Origin of the sequence: Streptomyces pathocidini, assembly GCF_001418495.1 — a bacterium.
In the GTDB taxonomy this organism is placed as follows: Bacteria; Actinomycetota; Actinomycetes; order Streptomycetales; family Streptomycetaceae; genus Streptomyces; species Streptomyces pathocidini.
The window spans coordinates 1-14,634 of record NZ_LIQY01000454.1; the positions used below are offsets into that span (position 1 = coordinate 1).

General features: G+C 71.9%; 16 protein-coding genes and 1 pseudogene. 1 reads left to right on the forward strand and 16 read right to left on the reverse strand.

Annotated features, from left to right (window positions below; genetic code table 11):
- Positions 1-130: 130 nt before the first annotated feature.
- The 15 genes and pseudogenes from AOK16_RS20110 to proS form a co-directional block, all read right to left on the reverse strand.
- Positions 131-1,747 (reverse strand): YifB family Mg chelatase-like AAA ATPase, encoded by a 1,617-nt coding sequence (locus tag AOK16_RS20110; protein WP_055473594.1) that lies wholly within the window; start codon positions 1,745-1,747, stop codon positions 131-133.
- Complete coding sequence (locus AOK16_RS20115; protein WP_055473595.1) at positions 1,747-2,133, reverse strand: YraN family protein; 387 nt, start codon at positions 2,131-2,133, stop codon at positions 1,747-1,749. Before AOK16_RS20115 ends, AOK16_RS20110 begins: the two co-directional genes overlap by 1 nt.
- Positions 2,134-2,311: 178 nt before the next feature.
- Positions 2,312-2,638: a DUF2469 domain-containing protein gene (locus tag AOK16_RS20120; RefSeq protein WP_055473596.1), complete on the reverse strand. Its 327-nt coding sequence runs from the start codon at positions 2,636-2,638 to the stop codon at positions 2,312-2,314.
- A 54-nt stretch (positions 2,639-2,692) separates the two neighbouring features.
- The gene (locus AOK16_RS20125) at positions 2,693-3,181 is read right to left on the reverse strand and encodes an NUDIX hydrolase (RefSeq protein ID WP_055473608.1); all 489 of its coding nucleotides are present in this window, start codon (positions 3,179-3,181) and stop codon (positions 2,693-2,695) included.
- A 43-nt stretch (positions 3,182-3,224) separates the two neighbouring features.
- Positions 3,225-3,977, reverse strand: coding sequence for a signal peptidase I (lepB, locus tag AOK16_RS20130; RefSeq protein ID WP_055473597.1), 753 nt, complete (start codon positions 3,975-3,977; stop codon positions 3,225-3,227).
- Between the two features lie 85 nt (positions 3,978-4,062).
- Positions 4,063-4,842 (reverse strand): signal peptidase I, encoded by a 780-nt coding sequence (gene lepB, locus AOK16_RS20135; RefSeq protein ID WP_169790923.1) that lies wholly within the window; start codon positions 4,840-4,842, stop codon positions 4,063-4,065.
- Positions 4,754-5,778, reverse strand: a pseudogene (gene lepB, locus AOK16_RS20140) (signal peptidase I); the annotation flags it as partial. The gene lepB (AOK16_RS20135) and the pseudogene lepB (AOK16_RS20140), both read right to left, overlap by 89 nt.
- On the reverse strand, positions 5,771-6,526 hold the full coding sequence (gene lepB / locus AOK16_RS20145; protein ID WP_055473598.1) for a signal peptidase I: 756 nt from the start codon (positions 6,524-6,526) through the stop codon (positions 5,771-5,773). The pseudogene lepB (AOK16_RS20140) and the gene lepB (AOK16_RS20145), both read right to left, overlap by 8 nt.
- Before the next feature lie 45 nt (positions 6,527-6,571).
- The gene (gene rplS, locus AOK16_RS20150) at positions 6,572-6,919 is read right to left on the reverse strand and encodes a 50S ribosomal protein L19 (RefSeq protein WP_055473599.1); all 348 of its coding nucleotides are present in this window, start codon (positions 6,917-6,919) and stop codon (positions 6,572-6,574) included.
- 130 nt (positions 6,920-7,049) lie between these two features.
- Positions 7,050-7,865, reverse strand: coding sequence for a tRNA (guanosine(37)-N1)-methyltransferase TrmD (trmD, locus tag AOK16_RS20155; protein ID WP_055473600.1), 816 nt, complete (start codon positions 7,863-7,865; stop codon positions 7,050-7,052).
- Positions 7,862-8,422 (reverse strand): ribosome maturation factor RimM, encoded by a 561-nt coding sequence (rimM, locus tag AOK16_RS20160; RefSeq protein WP_055473601.1) that lies wholly within the window; start codon positions 8,420-8,422, stop codon positions 7,862-7,864. Before rimM ends, trmD begins: the two co-directional genes overlap by 4 nt.
- 121 nt (positions 8,423-8,543) lie before the next feature.
- The gene (locus AOK16_RS20165; protein WP_055473602.1) at positions 8,544-8,783 is read right to left on the reverse strand and encodes an RNA-binding protein; all 240 of its coding nucleotides are present in this window, start codon (positions 8,781-8,783) and stop codon (positions 8,544-8,546) included.
- A 2-nt stretch (positions 8,784-8,785) separates the two neighbouring features.
- Positions 8,786-9,229 (reverse strand): 30S ribosomal protein S16, encoded by a 444-nt coding sequence (gene rpsP / locus AOK16_RS20170; protein ID WP_055473603.1) that lies wholly within the window; start codon positions 9,227-9,229, stop codon positions 8,786-8,788.
- Positions 9,230-9,414: 185 nt separating this feature from the next.
- The gene (locus tag AOK16_RS20175) at positions 9,415-10,005 is read right to left on the reverse strand and encodes a hypothetical protein (RefSeq protein ID WP_055473604.1); all 591 of its coding nucleotides are present in this window, start codon (positions 10,003-10,005) and stop codon (positions 9,415-9,417) included.
- 150 nt (positions 10,006-10,155) lie between these two features.
- A complete protein-coding gene (proS, locus tag AOK16_RS20180; protein WP_055473605.1) occupies positions 10,156-11,571 on the reverse strand; it encodes a proline--tRNA ligase in 1,416 nt (471 codons plus the stop codon).
- Positions 11,572-11,794: 223 nt separating this feature from the next.
- Here proS and AOK16_RS20185 point away from each other — a divergent pair, with 223 nt between their 5' ends.
- The gene (locus tag AOK16_RS20185; protein ID WP_079101595.1) at positions 11,795-12,655 is read left to right on the forward strand and encodes a class I SAM-dependent methyltransferase; all 861 of its coding nucleotides are present in this window, start codon (positions 11,795-11,797) and stop codon (positions 12,653-12,655) included.
- A gap of 63 nt (positions 12,656-12,718) precedes the next feature.
- Here AOK16_RS20185 and ffh read toward each other — a convergent pair whose 3' ends face one another.
- Positions 12,719-14,296, reverse strand: coding sequence for a signal recognition particle protein (gene ffh, locus AOK16_RS20190; protein ID WP_055473607.1), 1,578 nt, complete (start codon positions 14,294-14,296; stop codon positions 12,719-12,721).
- Positions 14,297-14,634: the final 338 nt, after the last annotated feature.

Sequence of the window (14,634 nt, forward strand, 5' to 3'; positions counted from 1 at the left end):
ACCCCACGCGACCCCACCTCCCGAACCCAACCGCCCACCAGCGCGTCCCCCGGCTCCACCACCCGGCACAACAGGACCCGGTCCATCCGCTCCTCCCGGTCGGCGCCCCCAACGGCCGGTCCGCCGGGGCTCATTGGCGACCACCCGCCATGACCGCCCCGCGCGGGACGCCGGTGCGCAGCTCCAGGGCGCAGACCACGTCCTCGGCGGCCGGGGAGTCCCGGCCCGCGAGGTCGGCCAGCGTCCAGGCGACGCGCAGCACCCGGTCCAGGCCCCGTGCGGTCAGCAGGCCGCGCTCCATGTCGAGCTCGGCCTCGCGCATCGCGCCCGGCGCCAGGTGCCAGCGGGTGCGCAGCTCGTGTCCGGGCACCTCGCTGTTGATCCGCCACGGCGTGCCCACGAGGCGGGTCGCCGCGCGGTCGCGCGCCGCTCGCACGCGAGCCGCGACGACCTCGGTCGACTCGCCCACCGCGCCCGCGCCGACCAGTTCCGACCGGCTGACGGCCTCGACGTTGACGCGGAGGTCGACCCGGTCCATGAGCGGACCCGACAGCCGTGCCAGATAGCGGCGGACGGCCGTGGGCGAGCACTCGCAGCCGCCCCGCAAGGAATGGCGCCCGCACGGGCACGGATTGGCGGCCAGCACCAGCAGGAACCGCGCGGGCAGCCGCACGACGCCCGCGCTCCGGGCGACCACGACGTGGCCCGACTCCAACGGCTGGCGCAGCGCGTCCAGGACGCGGCCGCTGAACTCCGGGGCCTCGTCGAGGAAGAGCACGCCGCGGTGTGCCAGCGAGACGGCCCCGGGCCTGGGGATCCCGTTGCCGCCTCCGACGAGGGACGGCATGGTGGCCGAGTGGTGCGGCGCGCAGTACGGCACCGAGTCCACCAGCGGCTTTCCGGGAGGGAGCAGGCCGGCGACGGAATGGACCGCGGTGACTTCGAGGGCGCCCTCCTGCGTGAGGGGCGGAAGGATGCCCGGGAGCCGTTCGGCCAGCATCGTCTTGCCCGCGCCGGGCGGCCCCTTCAGGAAGAGGTGGTGGCCACCCGCCGCCGCCACCTCCAGCGCTGTCCGGGCCGTGTGCTGGCCCGCGACGTCCGCCAGGTCGGGCGCGTGCCCGGCGTCGAGGCCGGGGAGGGTTCCGATCCCCATCCCCGCCCCTGGCACCGTCAATCCCGCCAGCATCGGGTCCGGGCGGCCGTCGTCCTGGTCCTCCGCCTCGTCGGGGACCGGTTCGTCGGAGAGGACGGCGATGAGTTGGCGGAGGCTGCGGACGCCGAGGACCGAGACGCCGGGGACCAACGAGGCCTCGGCGGCGGTGCGTTCGGGGACGACGACCTGCCGGTAGCCCGCCTCGGCGGCCGCGAGAACGGCCGGGAGAACGCCCCGGACGGGGCGCACCCGCCCGTCGAGGCCGAGTTCGCCGATCATCATCAGGTCCGCAATCTGCCGCGGATCGATCCGCTCCGCGGCGCCGAGGACGGCGCAGGCGACCGCCAGGTCGAAGCCGCTGCCGCCCTTGGGCACGGACGCGGGGCTGAGCCCCACCGTGAGCTTCTTCTGCGGCCAGCCGACCCCGGAGTTGGCCACCGCGGCGCGGACCCGGTCCCTGCTCTCCACGAGGCTCTTGTCGGGCAGTCCGACGAGCGCGAAGGCGGCGACTCCGGGCTCCAGATCGGCCTGGACCTCGACCACCACGCCTTCGACGCCCACGAGGGCGACGGAGCAGGTGCGGGCGAAGGCCATCACGCCACCCCCTGCACGTGCTCGACGACCGGTGCCCCGCGCCGCGGCAGCAGCACCCCGACGAGGTCGATCCGCACCCCGCCCGGCGGCGGCCCCCCGTACCGCGTCACCCAGCGGTCCGCGAGCCAGCGCTCGGCCAGCGACCTCAGCCGCTCGGCCTTGCGCGGCCGGACGGCCGCCATGGGGTGCTCGAAGGTCCGCGGATAGCAGCCCGCCTTGCGGGTCTTGACCTCGCACACCACGAGGGCGTCGCCGTGCCGGGCGACGATGTCGATCTCACCGGCGCGGCAGCGCCAGTTGCGCTCCAGCACCGTCATTCCGGCCGCGTACAACTTCCTGACCGCCAGGTCCTCCCCGTAGCGGCCAAGCGCTCCCTGCGCGTTCATGGACCCCACCTCCGTCACTGACTGTGACGGAAGCCGCGGCAATTAGTGGATCATGGTCAAGATCTGTGGATAACTCGCCGGTTGTGAACAACCCGGCCACCCGCCAGAGGGACTCACCTGCCCGGGGGGCGCACCTGCCCGGAGGGACGCCCCGAACCCGTGGGACCCCGGCGTGACCTCACTCGCTGAAGCCGGACTCCCCGGACGGCAGCTCGAGGTCGCTCTTGTTCAGCTCCTCAATGTTCACGTCCTTGAACGTGAGCACCCGCACCTGCTTCACGAAGCGCGCCGGCCGGTACATGTCCCAGACCCAGGCATCGGCCATCGATACCTCGAAGAACACCTCGCCCTGAACCGAGTGCACCTGCATCTCGTAGTCGTTGGTGAGGTAGAAGCGACGCTCGGTCTCGATCACGTATTTGAACAAACCGACGACGTCGCGGTACTCCCGGTAGAGCTTCAGCTCCATCTCGGTCTCGTACTTCTCGAGGTCCTCGGCGCTCATGGCATGTTCCCCTTCAGCCGTGCGTCCCCCTATTGTGCGTCAGACCCGCGCGCCCTAGACGACTTCCGTCGCAAGGACCACGGGCGAACCCGGGGGCCCCTCGTCGAGCAGCGTCCTCAGCAGTTCGGCGAGCCTGGTCGGATACACCGTCTCACGCGCTGCCGACAGTTCCTCGGAGGTCCACCACCGCAGGCCCGTGACGCTGCGCCGCTCCAGCTCCGTCTGCCCGGCCGTCTCGGTCCGCGTCTGGTCGGTGCGGGCCAGGTAGTACCACTCGTCCTGGTCCCAGCGTCGCCCGTCGAACGGGAAGGAGCAGCTGCGCCGCCACAGCACCGGGCCGAGCCGTACGTCGGTGATCCCGGTCTCCTCGGCAAGCTCGCGCAGCGCCGCCTGCTCCCGGGTCTCGCCCTCCTCCAGCCCGCCGCCCGGTGTGAACCACCAGGTCGAGGACGGGTCCGAGGGCTCGAAGCCGTGCAGCAGCAGGATCCGGTCGTCCGGGTCCAGCAGCACGACCCGCGCGACCTTCCGCGCCCCGGGCCGCACCTCGCCGGACTCCTCGGGAGCCCCGGGGAGCCCGGCCCCCGCCTCAGGCCGCCTGCCGGACACGGGCCCGCGCCTTCCGCCGCCGCTCGCCGCGCCGCGCCAACGGCCCGTACGCCGCGCCGCCCAGGATCAGCACCGCGCCCGCGACCACCGCCACAAAGATCATCCGCAGCGGCCCCTGCTCCGAGATCCCGCCGGGCAGGGTCGAGAACGAGGTCGGCCGGTCCAGCAGGCCCGAGCCCGAGGCCGGCCACGCCGTGGCCTCCACCCGCGCCTGGACCGCCGCCCGCGGCACGGACCCGCTGTCGTCGTCGGTGAGATGGACCCGCGAGTCCTGGGAGGTGGCGCGGTGGTCGCCCAGCAGGAAGAGGTTCCCGCGGGGCACCGAGGCGTCGAAGCCGGAGGGCGAGGCAGGCTCGCCGCCGCGCAGATACGGTTCCTCGACCGGCTCGCCGTTCACCGTCAGCCGTCCCCGGGAGTCGCAGCAGGCGACCTTGTCCCCGCCGACGCCCACGACCCGCTTGACCATGGGCATGTCACCCCAGACCGCGTCCTTGAAGACCACCACGTCTCCACGGTGCACCTCGCCGCCGTCCACGCGCTGTGCCAGCACCCGGGCCCCGGCGTCCACGGTCGGCGCCATGGAGTCGGTCGGGACGGTGTAGGGCTGGTAGAGCAGCGCGCCCCAGGCGAAGCCGCCCAGGAAGAGCGCACAGCCGACGGCCACGGCGAAACCGGACAGCGCGCTGCCCGGACCGCCGCGGCCGCCTCTCGTACGTACCGACGTGCCGCTCATCCCAGCCCCTCGCCTCGCTGCCGCCCGTAAGTCTGGGCGGCACCCTACCGGGGGTTACCCGCGGCGGTCAGCCGCAGGGGAGGCGTCAGCCCAGCCCCTTCTGGGCGAACGTGCTGGGCACCGGCAGCGTGGCCCAGCGGTTCAGCGGCCAGGCCACCACGACGGCGCGGCCCACCACGTCCTTCTCCGCGACCGTGCCGTTGCCCTGCAGGTCCTGGTGGTAGCGGGAGTCCAGGGAGTTCTGGCGGTTGTCGCCCATCACCCAGATCCGGCCGTCGGGCACCTTGATCGGGCCGAAGGGCTTGTCACCGCAGGGCGTGCTTCCCGGCTTCAGATACGGCTCGTTCAGCGCCTTGCCGTTGACCCGCACCGGCTGGTTGCCGCCCTTGCACTCGACGGTGTCCCCGCCGACCGCGATGACCCGCTTGATCAGGTCCTTCTCCTCGGCCGACGGCATGAGCCCGATGAAGCTCAGCGCGTTCTGGATGCCCTCGACGATCGGGCCGGAGTCAGTCTGCGGCATCTCACCGAGCCAGCCGCCCGGGTCGTGGAAGACGACGACCTCGCCGCGCTCGGGCTTCGAGCCGAACCACGGGGTCAGCTTGTCCACGAGCACGCGGTCGCCGCGCTGCAGCGTGTCCTGCATCGAGTCGGACGGGATCGAGAACGCCTGCACCAGGAACGTCTTGATCAACAGGGCGAGCAGCAGCGCGATGCCGACGAGGATCGGCAGCTCCTTCCAGAAGGAGCGCTGGTTCTTCTGCTGCTTCACGCGGCCGTCTTCCTTTTCCGCCGCCGGTGGCTCGGCGAGCCCCCCGGGCTGTTTCTCGGGCTCGTTGTGACCGGACCGTGTGCCGACCGCCAAATCCCCCACATCCACTCCTCACTCCACACGCTGCCGCCTGCCCCACGCACGACGCAGGCCTACTACTCCCATAACGAGCGGGAGTTCCGCAGGGGGCGGGAGTTGGATCGATCCTTGCACTTCTCGGGACTGTTCCTGCAATTCCGCAAACGTCTCCGGCTCCTCGAGACGCCTCCAGTGGCCGAGGGGCCAGGCGATCACCATGGCCCTGCCGACCACCAGGTCTTCGGAGACCGTACCGTGCCCGGGATCGTCGAGGTGGTACCGGGAGTCGGCCGAGTTGGCGCGGTGGTCGCCCATGACGAAGAGGCGGCCGGGCGCGACCTTCACCTCGAACTCGATCTGCGAGGGGGCGTTGCCCGGGTGCAGGTACGGCTCGTTCAGCGCCTTGCCGTTGACGGTGATCCGGCCTTGCTGGTCACAGCACTTGACGGTGTCCCCACCGACCGCGACGACCCGCTTGATCAGGTCCTGCTCGCCGTCGGAGGGCAGCAGCCCGATGAAGGTCATGGCCTCCTTGATCTGCTTGACCACCACCGGGTCCTCGCCGCCGGCCTCCCCCGGCGGCAGCCAGCCGCCCGGATCGCTGAAGACCACCACGTCGCCGCGCTCGGGCTTCGAGCCGAACCACGGGGTCAGCTTGTCGACCAGTACGCGGTCGCCGATCCGGATCGTCTGCTCCATCGACCCGGAGGGGATCACGAAGGCCTGGACGAGGAAGGTCTTGAGGACCAGCGCTATCAGCAGCGCGACGCCGATCAGCAGCGGCACCTCGCGTACGGCCTTGCCGCGCCGGCGCCGCTTGATCCGCTTCGCGGTCCTGCGCCGCTCGGCCCGGCCCGGGGCAACAGGCCCGGTGGTCGGGCGAGTTCCGGTGGGGAGCCGGGTGTCCACCCGGTGGGATCCGGCGGCACGCGGCCGGCCCCGGTTACCCACGGCTCTTCCCGGCCGACCGCCCGGGCTCGTGGACGATGGAGGACCAGCGCCCGTACGGCCAGCCGATCCAGTCCGCCCGGCCGACGACCTTCTCCACCGGGACCATGCCGCCGCCGGGTTCGCCGAGGTGGTCGCGGGAGTCGCGCGAGTTGTCGCGGTGGTCGCCCATCATCCAGAGCGTGCCCTCGGGGACGGCGATGTCGAAGGGCACCCGGGACGGCCTGTCGCCCGGGTGGAGATAGCCCTCGTCGACGGCCTCGCCGTTCACGCTGATCCTTCCCCGCCTGTCGCAGCAGACGACCCGGTCGCCACCGACCCCGACCACGCGCTTGACGTAGTCGGTCTCGGTCGGCTCCGCCAACCCGACCGTGGCCGCCGCCTTCCGCAGCAGCCCGGTCACGGGGTTGCCGCCGTCCCCTTCCGGTGCGAACGACCCGGTGCCGTCGAAGACCACGACGTCCCCCCGGCGCGGCTGGTTGCCGAAACGGTACGCCAGCTTGTTCACCAGCACCCGGTCGCCGACCCGGAGGGTGGGCTCCATGGACCGGCTGGGGATCAGGAAGGGCTGGACGACGAAGCCGCCAAGCAGCCCGAGGAAGAGCACGCAGACCCCGGCGCCCAGCCCCGCCCGCCGCCACGGGTCCCGCGGGAGCCGCCTGTGGACACGCACGGAGCGCGACCGCCGTTCAGTCCCCTCGCCGGGGTCCGAAGAGCGGTCGCGCTCCGAGAGTCGTGCGTCGGTGTCCATCGGGGCCAGAGCCTATCCGGCCTGGCCGGACATCCGGTGGCGAGATCAGCTCTCGCGCTTCTCCTTGATCTTGGCGGCCTTGCCGCGCAGGTCGCGGAGGTAGTACAGCTTGGCGCGGCGCACGTCACCGCGGGTGACGACCTCGATCTTCTCGACGATCGGGGTGTGCACCGGGAAGGTGCGCTCCACGCCGACGCTGAAGCTGACCTTGCGGACCGTGAAGGTCTCGCGCACGCCCGCGCCCTGGCGGCGGATGACGACGCCCTTGAACTGCTGCACACGGGAGCGGTTGCCCTCGATGACGCGCACGTGGACGTTCACGGTGTCGCCGGGGCGGAAGGCCGGGAGGTCGCTGCGCAGCGAGGCGGAGTCGACGCTGTCGAGAAGGTGCATGACCGTCTGCTTTCTTCGCTGATGCCACAGGTCATCAGCGGAACATGGTGGTGAGGTTCGGGTTGCCGCTCCGTCGGGCGGGCGTCGTTCCCCCTGTGGCAGGGGCGCGCGCCGGACGCACAGCAGCGGCCTATTCTTCCACGGCCTGGCGCTGCCGCCCAAATCGGCCGTCGGGCAGCTCCCGCCAGCCCAGTTCGGACAGGATCCTCCGGTCGTGCTTGTCCAGGGCGGCCGGGTCGCAACCCTCGATCAGATCGGGCCGGTTGGCGGCCGTACGGCGGAACGCCTCGTCGCGCCGCCAGCGCGCGATCTTCCCGTGGTGCCCGCTGAGCAGCACCTCGGGGATGGAGCGCCCGCGCCACTCCGGGGGCTTGGTGTAGACGGGGCCCTCCAGGAGGGACTCCATCCGGCCGGGCGCGAAGGAGTCGTCCTGGTGGGAGGCCGCGTTGCCGAGGACGCCGGGCAGCAGCCGCGCGACGGCCTCGACCATGACGAGTACGGGGGCCTCCCCGCCCGCCAGCACGTAGTCCCCGATGGACACTTCGCGTACGTCGAACCGCTCGCCGTACTCCTCGATCACCCGCCGGTCGATGCCCTCGTAGCGCGCGGGGGTGAAGACCAGCCACGGCTTGCCGGACAGTTCGACGGCGAGCTGCTGGGTGAAGGGCCGGCCGCTCGGCGTGGGGACGACGAGCGTGGGCCGCTCGCCCGCCTCCCCCGAGGCGATGATCCCGTCCAGCGCCTCGCCCCACGGCTCGGGCTTCATGACCATGCCGGGCCCGCCGCCGTACGGGGTGTCGTCGACGGTGTTGTGCCGGTCGTGGGTGAACTTCCGCAGGTCGTGCACCCGGACGTCCAACTGCCCCCGCGCGCGGGCCTTTCCGACCAGCGAGAGGTTCAGCGGCTCCAGGTACTCCGGGAAGATCGTGACGACGTCGAGCCTCATGCGGACCCGTCCCCGCTCTCGGCCTCCCCGCCCTCGGCCTCTCCCGCTGCGCCGTCGAGCAGCCCGGCCGGCGGGTCGATGACCGCGCGCTGGGCCTCCAGGTCGATCTCCGGGACGATCTCGCCGACGAACGGCACGAGCACCTCGCCGCCATCGGGCCGCCGTACGACCAGCAGGTCCTGGTACGGGAGGTGGCTGATCTCGGCGATCCGGCCGACCTCGGTGCCGTCGACGGTCACCACGTCGAGGTCGATCAGCTGGTGGTCGTAGAACTCCTCGGGGTCCTCCGGGATTTCCTCCGGGTCGACCTCCGCGATGAGCAGGGTGTTGCGCAGCGCCTCCGCGGCCGTGCGATCGCGTACGCCGTCGAAGCGGAGCAGCAGCCTGCCGCTGTGGACGCGGCCGGTCTCGATGGTCAGCGGGCCCGCCGAGGCCGGTTCCGTGGCCAGCACAGCGCCGGGCGCGAGCCGCAGCTCGGGCTCGTCCGTGCGCACCTCCACCGTGACCTCGCCCTTGATCCCGTGGGCACGGCCGATCCGCGCGACGACTAGCTGCACTGTGCGTCTCTCCTGCTGCTCTGGGGTCGTACGGGGGCGGGCTGGGCCGTCGACCGGTACGACGGCGGGCCGGGGACGGCCGCGAAGCCCTCCCCGGCCCGTGCCGGTGCTCTCCCGCTGCTCAGCGAACCTGGTCCACGTCGACGAGGTCGACGCGGATACCGCGGCCGCCGAGGGCGCCCACGACGGTGCGGAGCGCGCGTGCGGTGCGGCCGTTGCGGCCGATCACCTTGCCGAGGTCCTCGGGGTGCACCCGGACCTCCAGCACACGTCCGCGACGCAGGTCACGCGAGGCGACCTGCACGTCGTCGGGGTTGTCGACGATGCCCTTCACCAGGTGCTCGAGGGCCTCCTCGAGCATCCTCAGGCCTCGGTCGACTCGGTGGACTCAGCGGTCTCGGCCGCCTCGTCCGCCTTCTTCTCGGACTTCTTCGCCTTGGGGGTGATGGCCTCACCCTTCGGCTCGTCACCGGCCTCCTTGGCGGCGGCCTCGAAGAGGGCGCGCTTGTCGGCCTTCGGCTCCGCGACCTTCATCGGCTCCGGGGCGGGCAGGCCCTTGAACTTCTGCCAGTCGCCGGTGACCTTGAGGATGGCCGTGACGGGCTCGGTCGGCTGCGCGCCGACACCCAGCCAGTACTGGACACGCTCGGAGTCGACCTCGATGCGCGAGGGGTTCTGCACCGGGTGGTACAGGCCGATCTCCTCGATGGCCCGGCCGTCACGGCGGGTACGGGAGTCGGCGACGACGATGCGGTAGTGCGGCGACCGGATCTTGCCCAGGCGCTTCAGCTTGATCTTGACTGCCACTGGAGTGGTGTCTCCTGCTCTATGACGTGTTTGAGCGCGTGGGATCCAGCACGTGGGGTTGTGGGATCCGAGCGCCCGGTGGACGCGTCAGCCGAGGGAGAGAGGGGTCCGATCCGGCTGCCGAGTACTCAGCGGTCCATTCTGCCATACGGCGGGACCCCCGCCGTACGCCGGGACCTCCCCGCTCAGGCCACCGCCGCGGCGTCCGGGATGCGGAACGGCTTTCCGCACCCGCCGCAGACGATCGGCGCCTGGGCCAGCACGGACGGGACGACCCGCACGTTCCGCCCGCAGTCGCAGACGGCCTTGACCCGGACACCGCCGCCGGAGGAGCCGTGCCGGGCGGCGGGTCCTCTGAAGCTGCGGGCGGAGTCGGCGGCCGTGGCCGCGGTGTGCGCCTTGAGGGCGCGCTGCAGCCGCTCGATGGTGGGCCGGTAGCGCTTCTTGGCCTCCGGGCTGAGCACCACGAGCGAGAAGCCGCTGCTGGGATGCGGATCCTCGGAGTGGTCGAGACCCAACTCCTCGGCGATCGCGAGGAATCGGCGGTTGTGGTAGCGGCCTGCTCGCGAGGTGTCGCGGACACCGCGCGCGGCGGCGATGCCGTGGACGGCCTCGTGGAGCAGTCGTTCGAAGGAGAGCTCGGCGCCGCAGGCGGACGAGGACTCTCCGATGAGGGATTCGGGGGCGGCCAGATCCGGCAGCTCGGGGTGGTGCCGCTGAATGTCGGCCCACGCCTGCGCCAGTTCCGCGGCAAGGACAGGTGGTGTCGTGCTCACGTCGTAAGAACGATCCGGGGTGCCCCGGTGTTCCGATTCCGGGCCATCCCAAATAATTTGCACGTACCAGTCAGTACCCGGCGTACGCCCCGGCGCGTAGGGAATCTGCGCACGCCGGGGCGAAATCCGTCCAGCCGGGGCGAAACCCGCTCAGTAGGCGCGGCTGACGATGGCCAGAGTGCCCGGGGCGTCGTCGGACTCCGGCACGGAGCCGTCCTCGCCGACCAGGCAGCGCACGCTGACCGCCTGCTCGGCCAACTCGGCCTCGCCCTCCGGGCCCAGCACGGACCACGGGATCCGCGCCCAGCCGCCCGCGACCGCGGCCTCGGCGGCCTCGGCCACCGTCGTCACGTCCGAGGTGCGGGACTCGCGGCGCTCCCGGGACTGGCGCAGCAGCAGTGCCTGGTCGTCCTCCAGGGCCTTCGGCAGCAGCGCTTCGAGGGCCTCGATCACCACCGGCTCCTTGCCGCCCGGAATACGGCGGGCCACCATCGCCGTACCGTTCTCCAGGTCGCGCGGGCCGACCTCGACGCGGACCGGGACGCCCTTGAGCTCCCAGTCGACCGCGCGGCGGCCGAAGGGGGTGTCGGTGCGGTCGTCGACCTGGACGCGGATCCCGGCGGCGGCCAGCCGGTCGCCGATCTCCCGGACCTTGGCGACCACCGCGTCGTCGCCCTTGATGGCCAGGACGACGACCTGGACCGGGGCGAGGCGCGGCGGGACGCGGAGGCCGTTGTCGTCGCCGTGCATCATCACGAGCGCGCCGACCATGCGGGTCGTGCTGCCCCACGAGGTCTGCCAGACCAGCTCCTGCCTGCCGTCCTTGGACAGGTACTGGGTGTTGAAGGCCCTGGCGAAGTTCTGGCCGAGCTCGTGGCTGGTGGCCATCTGGAGTGCCTTGCCGTCGCCCATCATCCCTTCGAGGGTGAGGGTGTTGATGGCGCCCGCGAAGCGCTCCTTGACGGTCTTCCGGCCGGGAACCACGTCCATCGCCAGGACGTTCTCCATGAAGTCGCCGTAGACATTGCGGTGGATGTGGGCGGCGTAGTCCCGGGCGTCCTCGTGCGTGGCGTGGGCGGTGTGGCCCTCCTGCCAGAGGAACTCGGAGGTGCGCAGGAACAGGCGGGGGCGCAGCTCCCAACGGACCACGTTCGCCCACTGGTTGATCAGCAGGGGCAGGTCGCGGTAGCTCTGCACCCACTTCGAGAAGTACTCGTTGATGATCGTCTCGGAGGTGGGCCGGATGACCACCGGCTCCTCCAGCTCCTTGCCACCGCCGTGCGTGACCACCGCGAGCTCGGGGGCGAAGCCCTCGACGTGCTCGGCCTCCCTGGTCAGGTAGGACTGCGGGATGAGGACGGGGAAGTACGCGTTCTGCGCACCGGCCTGCTTGATCCGGCGGTCCATGTCCGCCTGCATCCGCTCCCAGAGCCCGTACCCGTACGGCCGGATCACCATGGTGCCGCGCACCGGGCCGTTGTCGGCCAGCTCGGCCTTGTTGATCAGGTCCTGGTACCAGCGCGGGAAGTCGTCCGCCTGGGGCGTGAGTACGGGAGCCTTTGCCATGGCGGAGATGGTACGGCGGTGTCACCCTGAAATGTGAATCGGCCGGTGTGCGGGCCGATACCGGGGGCGCACGGAGGGTGTACGCGATGCATCGCGCGCACGCCCCCTGGACTCGGGGACGGATCGGCAGTTCCCTGGCATACGGGGGATGCGGCAGGGCGCATGGCCAAGGGGTGGGTCAGCAGTGCGACGGCAATGGCTCTCGGCGGATTGGGGCGCTTCGATGACACCCACGCTCGTTCGGCGGCACCACCATCTCCACCACGTTTCCCCACCACATCCGGACGTTCGCGCACGCGCCCGCGACTGGGCGGAGATCCAGGAGCGCATGCTGGTGCCGCTGTACGAGGCGGTGTACGAGCGCCTGGAAGTGGACTCCGGCACCCGCGCACTCGGCCTGGGCTGCGGCTCGGGCCTCGCCCTGCTGATGGCGGCGGCCCGAGGCGCGTACGTCACGGGCACCGAGGCGGATCCGCAGCGGCTGGAGCTCGCGCGGGAGCGGCTTGTACCGGACGCTCCCGATCGGGGCGCACAGGCGGCGCGGGCGCAGCTGCTGGGGCGTACGCCCCGTGATGTCGCGGATCCCGGCCGCCCCGCGTTCAACCTCGTCACAGCCTTCGACCCGCACTCGTACGCCGACGGCGGGCTGGTGTCCGCGCTGGCGGAGGCCGCGGAGGTGTCGGAGCGCTCCACTCCGGTGGTGCTGGCCGGGTGGGGGCCGGCCGAGCGGTGCGCCACCTCGTCGGTGCTGCGGGTGGCCTCCCGGCTCGCCGATCCCGTACGGGCGCGGACTCCGATGCCCCGGGGGTGGCGGCCCTGCGGGCGGGACGACCTGGAGGAGCTGGCGCACGAGGCGGGGCTGCGGCCGGACGGCTCGGGGCGGGTGGCCTGCCCGTTCGGGTACGCGGACATGGACAGCGCGGTGCGCGGGCTGCTGTCGACGGGGCTGTTCGACGCGGCGGTCGCGGCGACGGACCGGTCCCAGGTCGAGAAGGAGCTCACCGAGGCGCTGCATCCGCACCGGCGCCGGGACGGGACGGTCTGGATGCCGAACGTGTTCCGGTATCTGATCGCGCTGGTGTAGCGCGGGAGCGGACCGGACGACGGCCGGGGCGCGGTCCGCTCCCCGGCCGCAACCGGGCCCGCCTCAGGACTTGTTGTCGTCCGGCGGCAGCATGTCCCGGAACTCCTTGGGGAGTTCGAAGGGGCTCGCGTCCTGGCCGGCGCCCGGGAGGCCGAACGCGCCGCCCGGCTGGCTGCCCGCGTCGGCGGCCCGCTGGCGGGCGGCCTCCTCATCGGCCTTCCGCTTCATCGGGTTGCCGCTGCGCTGCCGTCCCTTGGCCTGCTTCTGCTTCTTCTTCTGGCGGCCGGGGCCGCCGCCCATGCCCGGGATCCCGGGCATCCCCGGCATGCCGCCGCCCTGGGCCATCCGCGACATCATCTTGCGTGCCTCGAAGAACCGCTCCACGAGGTTCTTCACCGCGCTGACGTCCACGCCGGAGCCACGGGCGATACGGGCGCGGCGCGAGCCGTTGATGATCGTCGGGTCCTGGCGCTCGCCCGGGGTCATCGACTTGATGATCGCGGCCGTGCGGTCGACGTCCCGCTCGTCGAGGTTGTCGATCTGGTCCTTCATCTGGGCCATGCCCGGCAGCATGCCGAGCAGCTTGGAGATGGAGCCCATCTTGCGGACCTGCTCCATCTGGGCCAGGAAGTCGTCGAGCGTGAAGTCCTTGCCCTTGCTGCTCGCCAGCTTGGAGGCCATCTTCTCGGCCTCTTGCTGACTGAAGGTCTGCTCGGCCTTCTCGATCAGCGTGAGCATGTCGCCCATGCCGAGAATGCGGGAGGCCATGCGGTCCGGGTGGAACGCGTCGAAGTCGTCGAGCTTCTCGCCGTTGGAGGCGAACATGATCTGGCGGCCGGTGACGTGCGCGATGGAGAGCGCGGCGCCGCCGCGGGCGTCGCCGTCCAGCTTGGAGAGCACCACGCCGTCGAAGCCGACGCCGTCGCGGAAGGCCTCGGCGGTGTTGACCGCGTCCTGACCGATCATCGCGTCGACGACGAACAGGACCTCGTCCGGGTTGACCGCGGCGCGGATGTCGGCGGCCTGCTGCATCATCTCGGCGTCGATGCCGAGGCGGCCCGCGGTGTCGACGATGACCACGTCGTGCTGCTTCGTCCGCGCGAACTCGATCGAGTCCTTGGCGACCTGCACCGGGTCGCCGACCCCGTTGCCCGGCTGCGGCGCGTAGACGGCGACGCCGGCCCGCTCGGCGACCACGGCGAGCTGGTTGACGGCGTTGGGGCGCTGGAGGTCGCAGGCAACGAGGACCGGGGCGTGGCCCTGGGACTTCAGCCAGCTGCCGAGCTTTCCGGCAAGCGTGGTCTTACCGGCACCCTGCAGACCCGCGAGCATGATCACGGTGGGCGGCTGCTTGGCGAAGCGGAGGCGGCGGGTCTCGCCGCCGAGGATGCCGACCAGCTCCTCGTTGACGATCTTGATGATCTGCTGCGCCGGGTTGAGGGCCTTGGAGACCTCGACACCGAGGGCCCTTGTCTTGACCTCCTTGATGAAGGCCCGCACGACGGGCAGCGCGACATCGGCCTCGAGCAGGGCGATACGGATCTCCCGCGCCGTGGCGTCGATGTCCGCCTCACTGAGGCGGCCCTTGCCCCGGAGGTTCTTGAAAGTGCTCGCCAAGCGGTCGGAGAGAGTATCGAACACGGCGCTCGTCGGTCCTCGGGGGTCGGGGGCGTGGTAATCGCCCTCCAGAGTATCGGTCCGGGCAAGCGGGCGAGACGGCCCGGCGGCCGCGGGCCCGGCCACGACCCCGGCCGCGATGGCGACTGCGGCCCCGGATGCGGATGCGGATGAACGGCGGGAAGCCGTACCGGCCGCTGGGCAGCCGGGGCATGCCCGGTGGGGTGCACCGGCCTCTGGCCGGGCGAGCCCGGCACCGCCGGCCAGCACCGCCGGACCGCGCCGCGGTCGTACGCGCCGCCGCAGCGAAGACCCTCCCGCCGCGGCGGCGCGATCTCCGGCGGTGGAGCTCGGCGGTGCCG

Excerpts from the sequence above, each read along its gene's own strand:
- AOK16_RS20110 (WP_055473594.1), bottom strand. The coding sequence starts at position 1,747 with ATGGCCTTCGCCCGCACCTGCTCCGTCGCCCTCGTGGGCGTCGAAGGC.
- AOK16_RS20115 (WP_055473595.1), bottom strand. The coding sequence starts at position 2,133 with ATGAACGCGCAGGGAGCGCTTGGCCGCTACGGGGAGGACCTGGCGGTC.
- AOK16_RS20120 (WP_055473596.1), bottom strand. The coding sequence starts at position 2,638 with ATGAGCGCCGAGGACCTCGAGAAGTACGAGACCGAGATGGAGCTGAAG.
- lepB (WP_055473597.1), bottom strand. The coding sequence starts at position 3,977 with ATGAGCGGCACGTCGGTACGTACGAGAGGCGGCCGCGGCGGTCCGGGC.
- lepB (WP_055473598.1), bottom strand. The coding sequence starts at position 6,526 with ATGGACACCGACGCACGACTCTCGGAGCGCGACCGCTCTTCGGACCCC.
- rplS (WP_055473599.1), bottom strand. The coding sequence starts at position 6,919 with ATGCACCTTCTCGACAGCGTCGACTCCGCCTCGCTGCGCAGCGACCTC.
- trmD (WP_055473600.1), bottom strand. The coding sequence starts at position 7,865 with ATGAGGCTCGACGTCGTCACGATCTTCCCGGAGTACCTGGAGCCGCTG.
- AOK16_RS20165 (WP_055473602.1), bottom strand. The coding sequence starts at position 8,783 with ATGCTCGAGGAGGCCCTCGAGCACCTGGTGAAGGGCATCGTCGACAAC.
- proS (WP_055473605.1), bottom strand. The coding sequence starts at position 11,571 with ATGGCAAAGGCTCCCGTACTCACGCCCCAGGCGGACGACTTCCCGCGC.
- AOK16_RS20185 (WP_079101595.1), top strand. The coding sequence starts at position 11,795 with ATGACACCCACGCTCGTTCGGCGGCACCACCATCTCCACCACGTTTCC.